This window comes from Erwinia sp. Eh17-17 (assembly GCF_039675725.1).
Lineage (GTDB): Bacteria > Pseudomonadota > Gammaproteobacteria > Enterobacterales > Enterobacteriaceae > Erwinia.
The window spans coordinates 91071-109213 of sequence record NZ_JBDFQT010000010.1; the positions used below are offsets into that span (position 1 = coordinate 91071).

Consider the following 18143-nt stretch of genomic DNA (forward strand, 5'->3'; position numbering starts at 1 on the left):
CCTGGCAGGGGATGAGCATTCACGTCCTGTCCCGCGTTAACCCTGTGCCAGCCTGATGCGGCGGGCATTCATTCGCACCACAAAGCTTCCCGCACCGGCCAGCGTCAGCAGCGCCACCACGCCCGGCCAGCCCGCTTTTTCCAGTATCAGACTGCCCAGCGCCGAACCGACGGCCATCCCGATAAACACCCCGGTAAACATCAGCGCATTCAGACGGCTGCGGGCGGCAGGTTCCAGACCGAAGATCAGCGTCTGGTGCGACACCAGCGTGGCCTGAACGCCAAAATCAAAGCCGATGGCGGAGAGTACAATCAGCGCCAGCTGGGCCGGAACCGGCAGCAGCGGCAGCATGAACAGCGCGGCGAACGACAGCGTGGCCAGTGCGGTACTGAACTGCGTCACCAGCGCCGGGCCGCGACGATCGGCCATCATTCCCGCCAGCGGAGCGGCCATCGCCCCGGCCGCGCCTGCCAGACCAAAGGCCCCGGCGGCGGCACTGCCCAGACCATAATGGCTGTGCAGCATCACGGCCAGCGTTGACCAGAAGGCACTGAAACCGACAGACAACAGCCCCTGCGCCAGGGCGGCGCGACGCAGCTCACCGTGATGCATCCACAGGTGGCGCATCGATGCCAGCAGGGCCGGGTAGGCCAGTTTTGTGCTGGGGGCGATATGCGGCAGGCGACGCCAGAGCACCAGCGTAATCATCAGCACCAGCGCGGCAGCGAGCACAAACATGGTCCGCCAGCCGAAATACTGTGCCACCAGCCCGCTGACCACCCTGGAGAGCAGGATGCCGAGCAGCAGTCCGGTCATCACCGTGCCGACGGTTTTGCCGCGCTGTGACTCCGGCGACAGGCTGGCAGAGGCCGGCACGATGTCCTGTGCCATCGTCGCGGTAATGCCAATTGCCAGGCTGGCGGCCAGCAGCACCATCATATTACCGGCAGCGGCGCTGAGCAGCAGCGCCAGGGTCAGAAGCACGCCCTTGATGGTGATAATGGTGCGGCGGTCGTGGCGATCCCCCAGCGGAGCCAGCAGCAGAATGCCGAGCGCATAGCCTATCTGCGTCAGCGTCGGCACCAGCCCGCTGGTTGTCACGCTGGCCTGAAGCTCGCTGGATAAAATTTCCAGCATCGGCTGGCTGTAGTAGATAGACGCCACGCTGAAGCCGGCGCCGCTGGCCAGCATCAGGACGGTCGGGCCGGACAGCGGCTGCGTTGAAGAAGGGGTGTGTATCGACATGGTGTGAAACCTGTGTATCAGTGAAGTTGACGCTATTATTGTCCGTTACCAGCGGTTGCGGTAGTCGCCTGCCTGGTAGAACTGTTATACGATAGGCGTATGAACACTTCTCAATTTCCCGGCGTTGACCGTATAGAACTGATGCAGACCTTTGTGCGCATCGTGGAGGCTGGCAATTTGTCTGCGGCGGCAGCACGTCTGGGCACCAGTCAGCCCACCGTCAGCCGTCGCCTGCAAACCCTGGAAAAACTGCTGGGGCTGAAGCTGGTGCAGCGCACCACGCACGTAATGAAGCTGACGGAAGATGGCGAACGCTGTTACGCCCACGCCAGAACCCTGCTGGAGAGCTGGCAGGACATTGAGGACGACCTGCGCGGCGTTACCGAGGAGCCGCAGGGCGTGCTGCGCGTACTGGCCCCGCACGCCTTCGGGCAGGACCAGATGATCCAGCCGCTGCAAAACTATTTGCAGCGTTACCCGCAGATGACCGTTGAATGGATGCTGAGCGACCGGCACCCGGACTTTATTGCCGAGGGGATCGACTGTGCGGTGCACGTTGGCCCGGTGACTGAGCCATCGGTGGTGGCGCTGCTGGTGGCGGAAGTGCCGCGCATTGTGATCGGCTCGCCTGCGCTGATGCCGCCGGATGCGGTGCTGCAGCATCCGCAGCAGCTACAGAGCCTGCCGTGGCTGGCCCTCAGCACGTTCTATCGTCACAGCGTTGCGCTGACGCATCTTCCCAGCGGGGAAAATCAGCGTTTTGATATTCAGCCGCGTTTGCTGACCGACAGCCTGTATGCGCTGCGAAATGCCGTACTGGCGGGAATGGGGGTGGGGATTGCCTCGTCGTGGGTGGTGCAGGAGGATATTGCGCAGGGCACGTTGCTTCATCTGGCCCCTGACTGGCAGGCGGCGGCGCTGCCGGTGTATCTGGTCTATCCACATGCCCGCTATTACCCGGCGCGCCTGCGCATGTTCCTGGCGATGATGCGTGAAGTCATGCCGGCGCTGACGGGAACGCAGCACCCGGTGCGCTAAAGCAAAAAAAAGGGCACTCCTGAAGAGAGTGCCCGCCGGGAGAGGGATCAGAAGCTGTAGCTGACGCCCGCCTGCCAGGTGCGGTCACGACCGATCCAGCAGTTGTTGCTGTCGTAGCAGGTGAAGGTCTCTTTGTTGGTCAGGTTCTGCGCGCTGGCTTTCAGCGTGACCCCGGCCAGCTGCGGAGACACCGCCGCCATATTGTACGACACCGCCATATCCCACAGCGTGGTGCCGCCGAGTTTCCCCTGGTCGTTGGCCATAGAAATCTCCATCGGGCCGACGTAACGCGCCCCGGCGCCGACGGTCAGCCCGCGCAGCGCGTTGCTGTCGAAGGTGTAATCACCCCACAGGTTAACGGTATTTTCCGCCACCTGGGTCGGGCGTTTACCCTGATATTTATCATCTTTGGTATTCAGCGCGTGGGTATAGGCGTAGTTGGCAATCAGGCTGATATTGTCGGTCGGACGACTGATGACCGACAGCTCTGCCCCTTTCGACTCAATTTCTCCGGTCTGACGGTAGCTCAGGAAGTTGAGATCGGAAGTCAGCACGTTTTTCTGACGAATATTGAACACCGAGGCGGTGAACGTGGTGGCGTAATCGGCCAGCAGGTACTTCACCCCGCCCTCCAGCTGGCGGCTGGTGGTCGGTTTGGTGGCGGTCAGGTTGCCCGCAGGTGAAACCGGGTTGAAGCCTTCGGAATAGCTGATAAACGGCGCAATACCGTTATCGAAGGTGTAGAGCGCGCCGAGGCGTTTGGTCAGGCGATGCTGCGCCACCCACTCTTTCTCATTATTGCCGAGATAATTGGTCCCGGTAGAGCGGTAGTCGTCGTAGCGCAGCCCGGCGATCAGGCTCAGGTTGCCGTACTCCACCTGGTCCTGGAAGTAGTAGCCGGTCTGGTTATAGCTCAGACGGTTGAGCTGGGCGGTATACAGACCCAGCGCCGATTCGTTCACCTGATTGTAGTCCGGATTGCCTAAATCGATGCCGGGTGCTTCGTTCGCGGCATACCGGTAGTTGAAGTGGGAGTCCAGATGCTGATAGTCCACGCCCGCCAGCAGATGGTGTTTCCAGTCGCCCAGCTGCCATTGTCTGGTCACCTGGTTGTCGATGTTGAAACTCTTCAGATCTTCATCGGTGGTATAGGCAAAGCGGTCCAGCTGGCTGTCGCTGAGCGCCGGATTGGTCAGGCGGGTAGCGTAGATGCTTTGCTGATGCGTTTTGACGCCAAAGTAGCGAGCCTTCTGCGCCACGCCCCAGCCGTTATCAAACTCGTGTTCAAAGCTGTAACCGAGCATCCACTGGCGCTGCTTAAAGCCGCTCCAGCGGTCACCGGCGTAGGAGCGGCGCGAGGCTTCAGAGGATTTCAGCGCGGCCAGCGGCATGGTATCCGACGGCGTCAGGCTGGGGATATCCTGATACTGCGCATCAATCGTCAGGCGGGTTTTGTCCGACGGTTGCCAGGTCAGGGACGGCGCCAGCAGATAGCTTTCGCTTTTGGTGGTGTGCGGCTGGTCGTCTCCGGCGCTGGCTTTACCGATAAAGCGATAGCTCCAGTCGCTGTCGGCAATCGCCCCGGTGCTGTCGAGATAGCCTTCGCGCAGGTTGCGGCTGCCGCTGTTAAAGCCGACTTCCGTTTTCTGCTCTTTCTGCGGTTTCTTGCTCTGAATATTCACCAGGCCACCCGGTGAACCATTGCCATACAGCACCGAGGCCGGGCCTTTCAGGATATCAACGTGGTCGATCAGAATCGGGTCGATATTGGCTTTGGTATTGCCGGTGACGTTATACGGCAGCTGCAGGCCGTCGTAATACGAGTTATCCACCGTAAAGCCGCGAATTTTATATTCGCTCATATACGAGGTCGACCCGCGGGTTTCGGTAGAGACCCCAGGCACATAGCGCAGGATTTCATTCAGCGAGTTCGCGTGACGCGCGGCGATCTCTTTACTGCCGACGGTGTTGATCACCTGTGGGGTTTTGCTTTCCGGCACCGCCGATTTGGTGGCGCTGTTGGTATAAGCGGGCAGGGCAGCCGCAGTGGAGTCAGAGGCGCTGACCACCAGCGTTTTTTCATCGGTGGCCGCCGCGTGGGCAAACGTGGCGCAGGTGCTGGCGACCAGCATAGCGAGAATACAGGGCCTGGTATTTAACATGGATTAAGATGCCAATGAGAATATTAAAGATAACGACAATTATTATCATTAGCACTAACTATGCAATAACTTCCGAAAATAAATTTAACGGCTATCAAAAAAACGCGCGCCCGGAGAGGGGCGCGCGTTAGGGGCAATGCAGGTTTCAGAGCGCGGATTTACTGCAAATCGACCGTCAGTTCCGGTGCGCCAAAACTGACCACCGTCGCGTGGGAGGCGTCAAAATAGGCGCGCCAGAAGGCTTCCAGCTGCTGCACAATTTTTCCGGAACGGTAGTTATTTTTCGCATCGCTGTCGATCAGCCCGGCCCCGGCAATATAGACCCGGCTGCCGGCGAAATCGGCCAGCAGATTCTGCTTGCTGACGCGCTGCATCTCTTTTTCCGGCACCAGCAGACGGATCTGGTTATTGCTGTAGAAGCTGCCGAAATCGCTGTTTTCCAGCATATCGGACACCAGCAGCAGGGTTTTCGCCTGCTCCGGTTCCGCTTTCAGATCTGCGCTGATGCGCTTCAGGCTGTCCATAATCTCGCTTTTCGCGATGTTATCGCCCTGTTCCGCAAAGGCCGCCGCCAGCTTTTTCCCGATGGTCTGCTCAAAGAACTGCTTCTGCTGCGTCAGGCAGCCATCCAGCGACTTGAGGCTGTCCATCCCCAGACTGTTACGCGCTTTCTGATTGGTAAACGGGGCTTCCAGCCTGCCGTCGAAGGTGCGTTTCATGTAGTTGTCCTGCAGCAGCGCCGAGAACTGATACATGATGATATGGTCGCCCGGCTGGGCGAAGCGCAGCACCTGATGCCAGATCGACTTCTTCAGCTCGGTCGGCACTTTGACCGTCTGATCGATGACGATCACCAGTTCGCGCCCGCTGGCGGGCGGGCGTTCGGCATCCAGTCGGGCATAGCTGTAGCAGCTGGGAATATCGTTACGCTCGGCGGCATGCAGCGTAGCGCTCAGACCCAGCAGGATCAGTGCGATAAGGCGTTTCATGCCGTCCCTCCGTTACGGGCTTTGCTCAGCAGAGCCTGCACCTGCTGGCGCTTTTGCAACGCGGGCAGCGACAGTCCCTGATCGTCAGCAATCAGCTGCAGCTCGTCGGCGCTGAATGAGGTGAGGTCGCCCAGGGCGTGGATCTGCTGCTTTTCAGCGTCATCGGCAACCGGGGTGACTGCCGCAGGCGCGGCGACCGGTTCAGGTGCTACGGCCTGAACGGCGGCCGGGGCGGTGACGACGGGCTGTGGCACAACAGGGGCCTGAACGACAGGTGCAGGCGCAGGGGCCGGTGCTGCCACCGGGGCCGCCGGAGGCACGCTGTATTCCTGCATCTGAACCTGCTGCTCGGCATCAAGGCGCGCTTTGTCACGGACTTTGCCACTGGCATAGTCATGGAAGGTAGGCAGGGCCGTCAGCGCTTCGCTCTGGCTGTTAGAGCGCTTCATCATCAGACGATTTTGCAGCGAGGTCAGCTTCTCCTGGGCATCGCGCTCCACGCGTTCGCGGCGCATAGCGTGCCAGGTGGCAAATTCTTCGGAACCGCTGAAGTTGCCAATGTATTTTGATGCCGTCTTTGACTCGATCCCGGCAAAGGAGCGGAACAGGCCGATCAGAATACCGATCAGCTGCACGCCGACGAAAATCACTGACAGGATAATAAAGGTCAGCTTGGAGGCAAACACGCGGTTATCGGAGATCTCGTGCGCGGCCTGACGGTCGGCGCTGGCATTGTCTTCAACGGCGGCGGCAGGCAGGTCAAACGGCGAGCCGGAGGCGGCAGCCGTCTGCTGACTGAAAGGCGAACCGTTAACGGCCTGGGTATCGACAGCATCGATGGTCGCGGCGCGGACGAAGTAAGCCCCCACCGCAAAGAACAGGATCAGCGCCAGGGCGATGCCTGTGGCCCAGTACTGCGGGGTGATCTGCACGTTGTGAGTCACGCGGTTCAGCATCTGGCGATAGTTGGGATCGTTATCGTCCAGGCGCGTGGTTTCCAGAGAGAGCTCGTAGTTCTTGCTCAGCCCCTGCGCATTGTTACTCTGGCGCGCTTCCGCGTACCAGTAGCGGATCTTCTTCAGCAGCGTATTCTTATGCAGTTCAGACCCCATCAGGTGGGTCGCTGGCACCAGCACCACGCCGATCAGGACCGAGATGACAATGGCGGAAAACTCTGCCTGATTGGCGGAGATGTTGTTGGCGATAAACGGTGACAGCACCAGCGCAAAAATAAACGCTTCCAGCAGCACGAGGGCGATACTGACGCACCAGAGAATAATACCGGTCGGCTTGCGGCCACGTTCATCCACTTTATTCAGATAGTTGACGCAGCGCAGATAGAAGTCAGCATCCAGGTTAGAGGTTTTATAATACTGCCAGTATTTAGCGCAGATGGCCTCTTCCGCCGGGTACCAGGCCAGACCGCCGGTGCCACGGCGGCGCGGTTCATGGCTGCGTGAAAGACGGGTGATGTAGCCGAACAGCGGCAGGCTGCTCATCAGATTGAGGAAGAAATAACTCACCTGATCCCACCAGCGGATAACGATGATCATCAGCGCCATCAGCCCCACTAACGGCCAGAAGATATAACGATATAAAGAGATCGCCTCGGCAATACTTTGCAGAAATTCCATGATCAGTTCCTGAATTTAAAGACCAACAGGGGCGTAGGCCGCCTGGTATGGGCTGTTGTGGTTGCTGTAGTAAAGTTGTCCCTGCTGCGCTTTTTTCGAGGCTTTAGGTACCAGAAGGTCGATACAGGAGAGTGCCTGCTGCTTTTCATTTTGCAGGTAAACGCGATACAGAATGCTGTCTTCCCCTTCCCAGGCGTTGGCAACGGCAGAAAGCGGCGCATCAACTTTGCGGTTGTGTTTCGCCTGGTAATCGCGGGTGATATACACCTTCGGATTCTCCGTCACCGTGGCGTTATCACTCAGCACCCGCACCGGGGAGAGGGTAACCAGATGGCCGTTAACCAGCCCGGCCCAGGCGCGACCGTTCATGCCCGGCAGATAGTTCTTCGTCGCACTGGTTTCCACCGCCCGACCGCTGGCCAGATTTTTCGCCTGGCCGCCGATGCGTGCATTGTCGTTGTAACAGCTTTTCATCACGCTGCTGGCATTGGCCTCCGAAATCAGGCTAAAGCCGCTGCTGCGCGGTTTCAGGCTGGCCGCAATCGTGGCCGTGCTGCTGCTGACCGGCTGACCACCAAAATCCACGATCGCCGCCGGGCCGGAGGCGGTCTGTACCTGCGGTGCGCTGGCCGCTGGCGTATCAGCGCTGGCGGCGGCGGTTGCCGGACGTGACGTGCTGGTTTGACTGGCAGGCGTGGACGCGGTTTTCTTCGCCGTGCCGCTGCGCTTAGGGGAGGCCGCGCGTGCGCTGGCTGGCGGAGTGTTTTCGCTGGTGGTGCTGTAACGCAGATAGGCGAGGTTGCTGCCTTCCTGTTCCAGACGCTGCTTTAACAGCGCTTCGCTGGCGAGGGCGGCCAGTTCCACACGGCGGTTGGCGGCGCGGCCCTCAGCGCTGGCGTTATCGGCCACCGGACGTGAGGAGCCTGCGCCCTGGAAGTAGAGGTTTTTGCTGCTCAGGCCTGCCTGTTCCAGCACCCGACCCACATTCTGTGCGCGCTGTTCGGACAGGCGCTGGTTGAGCTGTGGGTTGCCGGTCGCATCGGTATGGCCGACCACCAGGATCACACCGCCCTGATCGCCCTCTTTCATCGCTGCCGCCAGCTTTCTGACCTGGCGCAGGCCGTCAGCGGAGAGCTGGGCGCTGTTGGTATCGAACATTCCTTTGTCCTGCACCTGTGCCACCAGACCGACGGCCTGTTTACTGCTTTTCGCCTGGGCTTCCAGCGTCCGCGTCTGGATGGCGATATTCTCTTCCGCCGCAATTTTTGCCAGCGCTTTTTCGCGGTTCTGCCAGATATTTCCGGCGGCACAGCCGGCCACGCCGCCAATTAATCCCCCGGCCAGGGCTTTTTTGGCATCCCCGGTGAGCAGATAGGTTAACCCCCCGCCCAGCGCCGCACCGCCGACGCAGCCAATGGCGGTACCGTAATCCTGGCCTGCCTGATGCATTGTGGTACAGCTGGAAGTCAGCGTGACTATCGCTGCGACCATGCTGACCTTCCTTAATGGATACTGCTTCATTTCATCCCTTCTCCTGCCCTGAGAATAACTATATCCGTCATGCTTCAGGCTGCCGCCCGAATTATTTTGGCTATGGCGTTCGCTCTTTCATGGCGAAATAGCGTTTTTTCAATCCACGCCGGATCTGATTTTGTTATGTAGCCGATCGTTATAATTCAAAAATTTGTCTTAAGTTAGCGCGTTGTCTGACCTGCCGCGTTAACCACGCGCAGTCCTGCCCGGATAAGTGAGCTTATCGGGATAATGGCATAGAAAACGGAGAGTTAATGACAGAAAGCAAAACCCTTCACCCCCCGGTGATATTATTTTTTAGAGGGGGGTTAAAACGGCCAAATAGTAGAACATTTAAAGTTATGTGGTCAATGCCCCTGCTGTCATCCCGTAACGATAGCCTGCATGAGGCAGCGCAAGCCGTGGTGAACGAGACTCAGCAGAGTGCTATATTCCTGCGCTCGGTTTCATCCATTTAAGGTCTGGTCATGATAAAGCGCCCCTCTGCCCGTCTCATCTTATGTTCTCTTTTGTTTGCCACCGGCAGCCATGCAGACGTGGTGATCCACTCGCCGGCAGGCACGACCCTGACATTTTCGCAGAAAAAAACCGGGGAACATTACGGCAGTGACGCATGGGGGAAAATCCTGTTTTCGTCCCGGGGGACTCAGGCCGATATTACTCAGGAAGAGCGTTATTATTCGGAGGATGGTTCGTCTCATGTTTCCCCCTCGGGGCGATATCTGGTGGTGAATAGCGTGTCGGGCGGTGATTTAGTGCAGGAAGATGGTTCGGTAACGTATACCGACAGGGCGTATTGCAGCGTGGTGGATATGCATAACGGCTGTATCACCAGTGACTGGTCGGGTGAAGCCTGCGGCTATAGCTGGGTCGGTGATCAGGACAGGCTGGCAAGCTCTGCGCGGCCTGATGCAGAGGCCTTTAACTTCACCTCAATGCGGCCAACCATTAAAGCGGTGAAAACGGATTTTGCCGTGATCAATACCCACCAGGTGATGAATATTTTGCGCTGCGATGCGCCGGCAAAAAATAACGTCAGTGACTATCAGCAGCTGGCGAAAACCAACAAAGCGCTGACAGGCCTGATCAACGGCCATCTTCTGCCGTTTTTAAACCGTATTCATGACGTTTCAACGGTGGGGACGCGGGCCGTTCTGTTTACAGACGCTGCGGATAACAGCAAAACCAGAGCTTACCTGGTGGCGGGCGATCGCGTAAAGGTTATTCAGCGTTCATCCGATCGCCAGTGGGTCAATATTGGCTATGTGAATGCGAAAGGCGTTCCGCTGATTGCCTGGGTAAAAGCACAGACGCTTGACTGAGGGACTCCTGCGATAGGTATTCTGGCGCAGAAAATAATCGCGACATTCGCCTCATCAGCGTTTTAACGCGACGGACGTTGAGCTGATAAAGTCCCCGATGTTGAAGTCATCAGGTTCGGTTATTTTCCTGGTGTTGTTGGTGTTATGAATACATCCGGGTAACAAATCCGGCGTTTTTTTTATATTAAAAATCTCGTTGTTAATGCACAGACCATAATGAGAGATGGTCATTATGGTCTCTTTAGGGAATCCCTTATCAGATAATAGTTTTCTGGTGCGGCGGACCAGCTGGCGGTAAGCACTGTCGTCTTGAGTTTCGCCCCCCCAGATGTAATGGATAATGTCTTTCTTTTCCTGAATCTCATTGAGCAGGCAAAAGAATAATTTAGACTGATTTTTAGTGAGCTTCACAGATTTCTGACAGCCTGTTATTCTAAGCATCCTTCCTTCTATGAGTAAACTATAGTTTTTTACCTTTTTGGATTTTAGCGTTGAATTGCTCAATGTCGTTTTCACCTGAGAGAATTTTTTATTTTCGGTGAGTGCGCGGTGCTCCCTGTTTCCGAAGAAAACAATACAATTTTTAAAAGCGACTGAACTGCCAAAATGCAGTCAATTAACGCCAAAGAAGAGGCTGCCTGATGTCACATCGAAACATCTACTTCGTCATTTTTCCCCATGTGAATATCCAGGACCTCTGTGGTCCATTACAGGTTTTCAATACTGCCAATGAGATTATGAATAAGCGGGGTGAGGAAAAGCCGTACCGCCTTAAAGTAGTGGCGTCCGAGTCCGGGCTGGTAAATACCACAGCAGCATTACCGGTAATGGCAGAGGCGCTTCCCGATAAGGGATTTGCCATGGATACCATCGTGGTGTCAGGAGGATGGGGGGTAGAGCTGTTCTCTCCTGATAAGAAATTAAGCGGCTGGCTGAAAAATCATGCGGCAGTCGCGGGAAGGATCGCCTCCGTTTGCAGCGGCGCATTTTTACTCGCTGAATTAGGCATACTGGACGGGCGTCGCGCCGTGACTCACTGGCAGCTGTGTCACAGGCTTGCCCGGCAATATCCCCGTATCAGGGTGGAAAATAATCCCATCTATATCCAGGACGAACATATCTTTACCTCCGCCGGGGTGACGGCGGGCATTGATCTGGCCTTAGCGTTGCTCAGTAACGATCTGGGCCATCAGCTGGCACTGGAGGTCGCACGTGAAATGGTGGTCTTCTGCAAAAGACCCGGTGGTCAGGCACAGTTCAGTACCGCCTTATCCTTACAGTGTGAAGCCGGACGCTTTTCCGACCTCCACGCCTGGATGGCGAACAATTTAAGCGCAAATTTGTCAGTGAGTTCACTCGCTGAATTCGCCTGTATGAGTGAACGCAGCTTTGTGCGGCACTACAGAAAGGAGATGGGGACCACACCGTCTAAAGCCGTCGAAGAATTACGCCTTGAAGCTGCCCGCAGCCTGCTGCTGGATACCGGGCTGCCGGTAAAGCGTATTGCAGAGCGTTGCGGCTTCGGAGGGGAAACGACACTGCGTCGGCGCTTTCTAAAACATTATGGTACTTCGCCTGCTGAGTACCGGCGTTTTTTCACCTGGTCCGATTGAGCCATATCGCGGGTGACATCAGAGCGCGCGAGGGAGGGTGCGCGCTTTTTCAGGCACACACTCTGTTTCCCGGTTGTGCTGCTTTGCTGGCAGTTAAGCCGGGGTGATCGGCAAGCTGATATCAAAAAAAGTCAAATTGCAGCCCTAAAATATCGTGAAGTTGTTTTTATCAGAGAATTGCACTGATAATTCATCCTTTGTAGTTGAATTTATTATTGGCAGTGCAGTAAATGTCACATCTACGCTCTGATATGGTGTTTTTACGCTTGTTGATATTCTTTCCTTTTTTATTTCTCTCATAGCTGTAAGAATTAACTCAGTTGAAAAATGTATCTTCTTTATTTACGACTTCTTCATGAACTCTTGTTTTTAATAATGATTAATTATTTTCTTGCTCTTTAAGTAAGAAGGGGATGAGTGCGGTTTAATTAACTCAGGCCAGCCACCTGGTCATTTCAATGCAGTCGATAAAGGAAGGGTATGTTATGTTCGAGAAAATGAATAAATCCATGCTGGTTGCCGCTATGATTTTGGCTATATCTACTCAGTCTCACGCAGACCAGGGGCATGGTAAAGTGACCTTCGCCGGCACGGTTATTGATGCACCCTGCTCTATTTCACCTGAATCTGTCGATCAGACGGTGGAATTAGGGCAGATTTCTAATCTTTCCCTGAAAGACGGCGGTCACTCCACGCCGAAGTATTTTAATATCAGGCTGGAAAATTGTGCCCTCGGCACGCCGGCGACCAAAAATAAGGTGCAGGTCACATTCAGCGGTATGGGGTCTGTGGCGGGTAACGGCCTGCTGGGGATTACCGGTAATGCCAGTGGCGCCAGCGTGGCCATCACTGACGGCGCCGGCACGCCGATTGAGTTGGGAAAACCAACGAAAGAGCAGGTATTACAGGACGGGAATAATAGCCTTAATTTTGCAGCCTATATGAAGGGTGACGGCACAGCAGCGACGATTACGGAAGGTGACTTTCAGGCGGTGACGAACTTTACCCTGGCCTATAACTAAATCATTCACATCTTCTCCATGAATAACATTATTTTCTGTGCATGCGGAATTCCCGCGTGCATTTTTTATGCGTCACCTGAAAAGGACGTTCTGACTGTCGGTTTATTTCCTGGGTTTCTCATTGAATGATGTTATTAAACTGGCGGTTGATCATTATGTATTGAGCGCTGGAGAGATATTTTTACTGTGTCGGGTTCCGGGCAGAAAGATATTTTAAAAAAAGGTAAGGATATGGCGTTATCACCAACGGAAAATCGGGGGCGGCTTCAGGTTGTTGGTTTTTGCATTTCACTGATACTGAGTGCGCCGATGGTGGTGGTCTGCGCGGCGGAAGACATTCAGTTTAATCCGGATGTGCTGGATGTTAACGACCGGAAAAATATCGACCTGAGCCAGTTTTCCCGTGGCCTTTATATTATGCCGGGTACTTACGACATGGTGGTGCATGTCAACAGGAACGATCTGCCGGAACAGCCGATCTCCTTTTATGCCACGAAGGATGAACGCAGCGGTAGCCGGGCCTGCATCAGCAGGACGCTGGTCAGTCACCTCGGTTTCCGGGAGACGATGCTCAGGGACATGACCTGGTGGCAGGGGGGCGAATGCCTGGATGAGACCAGCGTACCGGGGATGGAAGTACGCGGCGAGCTGGCCACCAGCGCGCTGTATCTGAACATCCCGCAGGCGTTCCTTGAGTACAGCGACGATAGCTGGGACCCGCCATCACGCTGGGACGAGGGCATTTCAGGCCTGCTTTTTGACTATAGCGTCAATGCCAGCAGCCAGCGTCAGCAGCACAATCGTCGCGGCGCGCAGACCGTCAGCGGTAACGGTACGGCCGGAGCAAACCTCGGCGTCTGGCGCCTGCGTGCGGACTGGCAGGCCTACTTCGATCGTCAGACCGGCAGCGGCCCTTCAACCCGTCAGCAGCTGGAATGGAGCCGCTATTATGCGTATCGGGCGCTGTCATCGCTGCGTTCGAAGCTGATCCTCGGCGAGAGCGACCTGGATTCCAGCCTGTTCGACAGCTTCCGCTTTAGCGGGGCGAGTCTGACATCGGACGACAATATGCTTCCTCCTAACCTGCGCGGTTACGCGCCGGAAGTGGTGGGGGTGGCAAAGACGCACGCCAGGGTCACTATCAGCCAGCAGGGAAGGGTGCTGTACGAGACGACCGTGGCCTCAGGGCCGTTTCGCATTCGGGATATCAGTGATGCGGTGAGCGGTGAGCTGAACGTGCGCGTCGAAGAGCAGGACGGCAGCGTGCAGACGTTTGTGGTGAATACGGCCAGCATCCCTTACCTGACGCGGCCGGGGGCGCTGCGCTTTAAGCTGGCAGCGGGTAAACCCTCTGACTGGCAGCATCATTCGCGCGGCGCGGTGTTTGGCACCGGCGAGTTTTCCTGGGGCGTCAGCAACGGCTGGTCGCTGTTCGGCGGAGTGCTGGGAGGCGGCGACTATCGCGCTCTGTCACTGGGTATCGGGCGCGATCTGCTGCTGCTGGGCGCGCTCTCTTTCGACGCGACGCAGTCGCAGGCGCGGCTGCCGCAGAAACAGGACGCGCTCAACGGCGGCTCTTATCGACTGAGCTACTCCAAAAACTTCGACGAGTACGACAGCCAGGTGACCTTTGCCAGCTACCGTTTCTCCGGGCAGGACTTCATGAGCATGAGCGAGTATCTGGACGTGCGTCATTACGCTACCCGAACCGGTAACGACAGAGAGATGTACACGATCACCTTCAACAAACACTTCCGGACGTGGGGGCTCAGCAGTTATGTCAATTACAACCATCAGACCTACTGGGACAGGCCAGCCAGCGACCGTTACAACATGACGCTCTCGCGCGATTTCGATCTGAAGCGGTTTCGCAACGTGAGTCTGTCGCTGCAGGCCTACCGCAATCAATATCGCGGGGCCAACGACGACGGTGCTTATCTGTCACTGTCGATGCCGTGGGGTGACCAGTCGAGGGTGAGCTATAACACCGCCGTGAGCGGCAGCGGCACCACTCACCGGGTGGGGTATGACGGCCGGATTGATGAGCACAACAGTTATCAGCTGAGCACGGGAACTTCGCGCAGCGGGGTGAACGTGAGCGGGTATTACGACCACGAAGGCGATGCCGCCAGCATGAGTGCGAATGCCAGTTACCAGCAGGGGCGCTACAGTGCCGTCGGGATATCGGCGCAGGGGGGAATGACGCTGACCGCACAGGGAGGGGCGGTGCATCGCACCGCGATGGCGGGCGGCACCCGGATGTTGATTGATACCCAGGGCGTACGCGATGTCCCGGTGCGCGGCTATGGCCGGAGTAGCCGCACCAATGCCTGGGGCAAAGCGGTCATCGGGGAGGTGAACAGTTACTACCGCAATCAGGCGAGCATCGATCTGAATCAGCTTGGCGATAACGCAGAAGCGACCCGATCGGTGGTGCAGGCCACCCTGACTGAGGGGGCTATTGGCTACCGCAGGTTTGCCGTGATTGCCGGCGCGAAGGCCATGGCGGTAATAAAGCTGGCAGACGGCAGCGAACCGCCGTTTGGTGCGAAAGTGATGAATGCGCGCCAGCAGGAAACCGGCTTTGTCAGCGACGGCGGCCGCGTCTATCTGAGCGGTATTACCGCGGGTGGTGTCATGACGGTGAGCTGGGACGGGGCGGCGCAGTGTCAGGTGCCGATGCCCCCGTCCCTGCCGGCAGAGAGACTGATAACGCCGCTGCTGCTGCCATGTCATCCGATCGGTCAGGCACCAGAGAAAACCAGCGGATCGGTGTAACTGAAACCCTGTTGAAAGAGCCCGTTGAGGCCTGGGGAGAGAACATGCGTAACAACGAGTTGAACATAAATGACACGGTCACATGGACCGCCCGCGTAACTGCACTGGCCATACTGCTGACGGGGGCACTAGTACCCCGACAGGCACAGGGCGCCATTGCGCTGGACCGGACCCGGTTGATTTTTGACGGCGGCCAGGCGTCGGTAAGCCTGAACATCAGCAACCAGAATAAGCAGCTGCCGTACCTGGCGCAGGGCTGGATCGAGGATGAGCACGGCAACAAAATCAACAGCCCGCTGACGGTTCTTCCTCCCGTTCAGCGCCTTGATCCCGGCACGCTGAGCCAGGTAAAAATCCAGGCTCTGCCCGCGGCGCAGCTGCTCAGGCAGGATCGCGAAACGCTTTATTTTTTCAACCTGCGGGAAATTCCTCCGAAGAGCAGTAAAGCCAACACATTGCAGATAGCGCTGCAGACGCGCATTAAGATTTTTTATCGCCCACGGGGGATTGAGGCAGACAAAAATGGCCCACCCCCGCAGGAACAAATCACGCTGACAAAGCAGGGTGGCCAGTACATGGTGGCGAATCCCACGCCTTATTACGTCACGTTTGTCGATGCGAGCGATAAGAAAGGTGGCCCTGGCGTCAGGGGGTTTGTCGCGATGATGGTGCCGCCGAAGGGCAGCCTGCCGCTGACGGTGAGTGCCGCCAGCGTGGGGGACCATCCGGTTCTGACCTTTGTTAACGACTACGGTGGACGGCCAACGCTGAGTTTTAGCTGCAGCGGCAGCGTCTGCAAAGTGGTCCCGGAGAAGAAGGCGTAAGCGGTTTGGGGGGGAGGTATGAGCATGACAGACGAGACGGGCAGGCAGCAGGGCAAGGCAATCTGTCTGCTGTTGCTGTACGGGACCGGGGGCATCGTGCTGCCGCAGATTGCGGTGGCAGACAGCAGTGCCACGGTGACGGTAAAGGTGACGGTGGTGGCTCCTCCCGCCTGCGTCATTAATGACAACAAGGCGATTGCGGTGGAGTTTGGCAACATAATGATGACCCGCCTCGACGGCAGCCAGTATCGCCGGCCGGTGAATTACACCCTGGATTGCCGGGGTGCCCCCTCTGGTGCCATGCGAATTCAGATCCAGGGAAATGGTGCCGCGTTCGACGGTTCAGTACTGCAAACCAGCACCAGCGGGCTGGGTATCAGGCTGCAACAGGGCAGCGCACAGCTTGCTATTAACAGCTGGCTGAACTTTACCTACCCGCAAAAACCGACCCTGTGGGCCATTCCGGTCAAACAGCCCGGCGTGACCCTGACCGGCGGTGACTTCACCGCTGTCGCCACCATGAAAGTGGATTATCCGTAACGGAAGTGGAGCATGAAAACCCATGGTTAAAAACCTCATTCCAGTCATCATCATCATTATTGTGTGCTGCGGATTCCGGGCATATACCGGACAACAGCGGGGGCCAGCCGTCCGGTCCCCCTGCTATGGCGGTTTGCAGACCTGTGTTGACATCCCCATGACGATGGTTCCGGTCAGGGACGATCAAACCTACCCGACTCCTCAACTCATCAAATTGCAGAGAATTACGCTGGTTGTTGTCAGAGGGGATGGAACATGGGTAAAACATGAACCCTCCAGGAATGGATCGGAGGGCTGTCCTTACAGCGATAATCTTACGCTGCCTGACGCGAATCTTAGCACCGGATATCAGTGCCGGACCCCGATCGCTACCGTGAGGGAGCTGAACGGGAACCGGATATGGGAAGGAACAAGGCTGTGTACCGTTATTATTTCCGACTTCTCCGGCAATGCGGAGATCCTTTACTCCATTCCACAGGGCTGTGTTGCCGCAAAGGCACCTGAGCCGCAACCTGCGCGATGCGTCCTGTCGAACAGGGATATTGTGTTTGATCACGGTGAGATGAGCTCTCAGCAGGAGGGCTGGAAGGAGCAGATCATCGACGTTGACTGTACCCGCGAGGTGAGTGCGCAGATCGGGTTTTCTCCCAATCGCGTTGTCCTCAGCAGCGGAATTACCGCAAACCTGGAGGCGGCTGATACTGCGGGCGGAAAGATACACCTTAATAAAGGGATGAACCAGGTCAGTCTGAGGAGCCAGATACGCATAGCTGACGGAGCAAACGTCGGGCCCGCAGTGGGTCACAGCGTACTGACCGTCACCCTTGACTGACGAGCGGGATCTGGAAACAACCGGCGCGAGACTCCCATAAGATATATTTATTATTGTTGACGGTGAATAGTTCATTTGCGTCATTTTAATGACATTTTTTCGTGCTCATTTTCGGGAAGTATCATTTTTTTGCTAAAAAAAATCATCAAGCTTTAGCCATTTCATTCAGCAACTTAATGCAAATTTCAAGAAAATTCCTATATAAATCAGATGTAAAATTGACAGCTGGTATATTGCTCATATTGAACTGGCTGCTATATAGTCGCGCCTGTACACACAAGGAAAGTGTGCGTAATGCCTGCTTTCCATGGTCATACTTACAGGAGGATGTATGAGCAACTCTTATCAGAATGAGATCCCCAAAGCGCGCGTCAATATCCGACTGGATCTGCATACCGGTAACGCCCAAAAGAAAATGGAGCTGCCGCTGAAGCTGCTGGTGGTCGGCGACTTCAGCCACGGACAGGAACAGCGCGCGCTGTGGGAGCGCGAAAAAGTGAACGTGAACAAGAACAACTTCGACAGCGTGCTGGCGGAGTTTTCCCCGGCGGTCAATATCTCCGTGGAGAACACCCTGGCCGGCGACGGCAGCGAAGAGAACGTTAAGCTGA

At 56.6% G+C, this 18143-nt stretch carries 15 protein-coding genes; 9 read left to right on the forward strand and 6 right to left on the reverse strand.

The genetic code is table 11. The features are described 5' to 3' along the window. Positions 1 to 36: 36 nt before the first annotated feature. Positions 37 to 1245 (reverse strand): MFS transporter, encoded by a 1209-nt coding sequence (locus ABEH87_RS19535; protein WP_346578808.1) that lies wholly within the window; start codon positions 1243 to 1245, stop codon positions 37 to 39. 99 nt (positions 1246 to 1344) lie between these two features. Between ABEH87_RS19535 and ABEH87_RS19540 the strand changes: the two genes are divergently transcribed. Further along, a complete protein-coding gene (locus ABEH87_RS19540; protein WP_346578810.1) occupies positions 1345 to 2283 on the forward strand; it encodes a LysR family transcriptional regulator in 939 nt (312 codons plus the stop codon). Between the two features lie 47 nt (positions 2284 to 2330). Here the strand turns inward: ABEH87_RS19540 and ABEH87_RS19545 are convergent, their stop codons facing one another. From ABEH87_RS19545 to ABEH87_RS19560, 4 genes are all read right to left on the reverse strand, one after another. Continuing rightward, the gene (locus ABEH87_RS19545) at positions 2331 to 4415 is read right to left on the reverse strand and encodes a TonB-dependent siderophore receptor (RefSeq protein WP_346578835.1); all 2085 of its coding nucleotides are present in this window, start codon (positions 4413 to 4415) and stop codon (positions 2331 to 2333) included. 188 nt (positions 4416 to 4603) lie between these two features. Continuing rightward, positions 4604 to 5434 (reverse strand): hypothetical protein, encoded by an 831-nt coding sequence (locus ABEH87_RS19550; RefSeq protein ID WP_346578812.1) that lies wholly within the window; start codon positions 5432 to 5434, stop codon positions 4604 to 4606. Next, the gene (locus tag ABEH87_RS19555) at positions 5431 to 7068 is read right to left on the reverse strand and encodes a hypothetical protein (protein WP_346578814.1); all 1638 of its coding nucleotides are present in this window, start codon (positions 7066 to 7068) and stop codon (positions 5431 to 5433) included. The genes ABEH87_RS19550 and ABEH87_RS19555 overlap by 4 nt, the downstream gene beginning before the upstream one ends. 15 nt (positions 7069 to 7083) lie before the next feature. Beyond that, complete coding sequence (locus ABEH87_RS19560; RefSeq protein WP_346578816.1) at positions 7084 to 8589, reverse strand: OmpA family protein; 1506 nt, start codon at positions 8587 to 8589, stop codon at positions 7084 to 7086. 479 nt (positions 8590 to 9068) lie between these two features. Between ABEH87_RS19560 and ABEH87_RS19565 the strand changes: the two genes are divergently transcribed. Further along, positions 9069 to 9923: a hypothetical protein gene (locus tag ABEH87_RS19565; RefSeq protein ID WP_346578818.1), complete on the forward strand. Its 855-nt coding sequence runs from the start codon at positions 9069 to 9071 to the stop codon at positions 9921 to 9923. Positions 9924 to 9977: 54 nt separating this feature from the next. Here ABEH87_RS19565 and ABEH87_RS19570 read toward each other — a convergent pair whose 3' ends face one another. Further along, complete coding sequence (locus ABEH87_RS19570) at positions 9978 to 10427, reverse strand: hypothetical protein (RefSeq protein ID WP_346578820.1); 450 nt, start codon at positions 10425 to 10427, stop codon at positions 9978 to 9980. 137 nt (positions 10428 to 10564) lie between these two features. Here ABEH87_RS19570 and ABEH87_RS19575 point away from each other — a divergent pair, with 137 nt between their 5' ends. The 7 genes from ABEH87_RS19575 to ABEH87_RS19605 form a co-directional block, all read left to right on the forward strand. After that, the gene (locus ABEH87_RS19575) at positions 10565 to 11536 is read left to right on the forward strand and encodes a GlxA family transcriptional regulator (RefSeq protein WP_346578821.1); all 972 of its coding nucleotides are present in this window, start codon (positions 10565 to 10567) and stop codon (positions 11534 to 11536) included. A 485-nt stretch (positions 11537 to 12021) separates the two neighbouring features. After that, a complete protein-coding gene (locus ABEH87_RS19580; RefSeq protein WP_346578823.1) occupies positions 12022 to 12558 on the forward strand; it encodes a fimbrial protein in 537 nt (178 codons plus the stop codon). A gap of 231 nt (positions 12559 to 12789) precedes the next feature. Then, complete coding sequence (locus ABEH87_RS19585; RefSeq protein WP_346578825.1) at positions 12790 to 15336, forward strand: outer membrane usher protein; 2547 nt, start codon at positions 12790 to 12792, stop codon at positions 15334 to 15336. 44 nt (positions 15337 to 15380) lie between these two features. After that, entirely contained in the window at positions 15381 to 16160 is a 780-nt protein-coding gene (locus ABEH87_RS19590) for a fimbria/pilus periplasmic chaperone (RefSeq protein WP_346578826.1), read from the forward strand. A gap of 24 nt (positions 16161 to 16184) precedes the next feature. Beyond that, positions 16185 to 16700, forward strand: coding sequence for a fimbrial protein (locus tag ABEH87_RS19595; RefSeq protein ID WP_346578827.1), 516 nt, complete (start codon positions 16185 to 16187; stop codon positions 16698 to 16700). Positions 16701 to 16722: 22 nt separating this feature from the next. Beyond that, a complete protein-coding gene (locus ABEH87_RS19600) occupies positions 16723 to 17532 on the forward strand; it encodes a hypothetical protein (protein ID WP_346578829.1) in 810 nt (269 codons plus the stop codon). 331 nt (positions 17533 to 17863) lie between these two features. Beyond that, positions 17864 to 18143, forward strand: a 280-nt coding sequence (locus ABEH87_RS19605) for a type VI secretion system contractile sheath small subunit (protein WP_346578830.1), incomplete at its 3' end; no start/stop codon positions are given.

Excerpts from the sequence above, each read along its gene's own strand:
- ABEH87_RS19535 (WP_346578808.1), bottom strand. The coding sequence starts at position 1,245 with ATGTCGATACACACCCCTTCTTCAACGCAGCCGCTGTCCGGCCCGACC.
- ABEH87_RS19540 (WP_346578810.1), top strand. The coding sequence starts at position 1,345 with ATGAACACTTCTCAATTTCCCGGCGTTGACCGTATAGAACTGATGCAG.
- ABEH87_RS19545 (WP_346578835.1), bottom strand. The coding sequence starts at position 4,415 with ATGCTGGTCGCCAGCACCTGCGCCACGTTTGCCCACGCGGCGGCCACC.
- ABEH87_RS19550 (WP_346578812.1), bottom strand. The coding sequence starts at position 5,434 with ATGAAACGCCTTATCGCACTGATCCTGCTGGGTCTGAGCGCTACGCTG.
- ABEH87_RS19555 (WP_346578814.1), bottom strand. The coding sequence starts at position 7,068 with ATGGAATTTCTGCAAAGTATTGCCGAGGCGATCTCTTTATATCGTTAT.
- ABEH87_RS19560 (WP_346578816.1), bottom strand. The coding sequence starts at position 8,589 with ATGAAGCAGTATCCATTAAGGAAGGTCAGCATGGTCGCAGCGATAGTC.
- ABEH87_RS19565 (WP_346578818.1), top strand. The coding sequence starts at position 9,069 with ATGATAAAGCGCCCCTCTGCCCGTCTCATCTTATGTTCTCTTTTGTTT.
- ABEH87_RS19575 (WP_346578821.1), top strand. The coding sequence starts at position 10,565 with ATGTCACATCGAAACATCTACTTCGTCATTTTTCCCCATGTGAATATC.
- ABEH87_RS19580 (WP_346578823.1), top strand. The coding sequence starts at position 12,022 with ATGTTCGAGAAAATGAATAAATCCATGCTGGTTGCCGCTATGATTTTG.
- ABEH87_RS19585 (WP_346578825.1), top strand. The coding sequence starts at position 12,790 with ATGGCGTTATCACCAACGGAAAATCGGGGGCGGCTTCAGGTTGTTGGT.
- ABEH87_RS19590 (WP_346578826.1), top strand. The coding sequence starts at position 15,381 with ATGCGTAACAACGAGTTGAACATAAATGACACGGTCACATGGACCGCC.
- ABEH87_RS19595 (WP_346578827.1), top strand. The coding sequence starts at position 16,185 with ATGACAGACGAGACGGGCAGGCAGCAGGGCAAGGCAATCTGTCTGCTG.
- ABEH87_RS19600 (WP_346578829.1), top strand. The coding sequence starts at position 16,723 with ATGGTTAAAAACCTCATTCCAGTCATCATCATCATTATTGTGTGCTGC.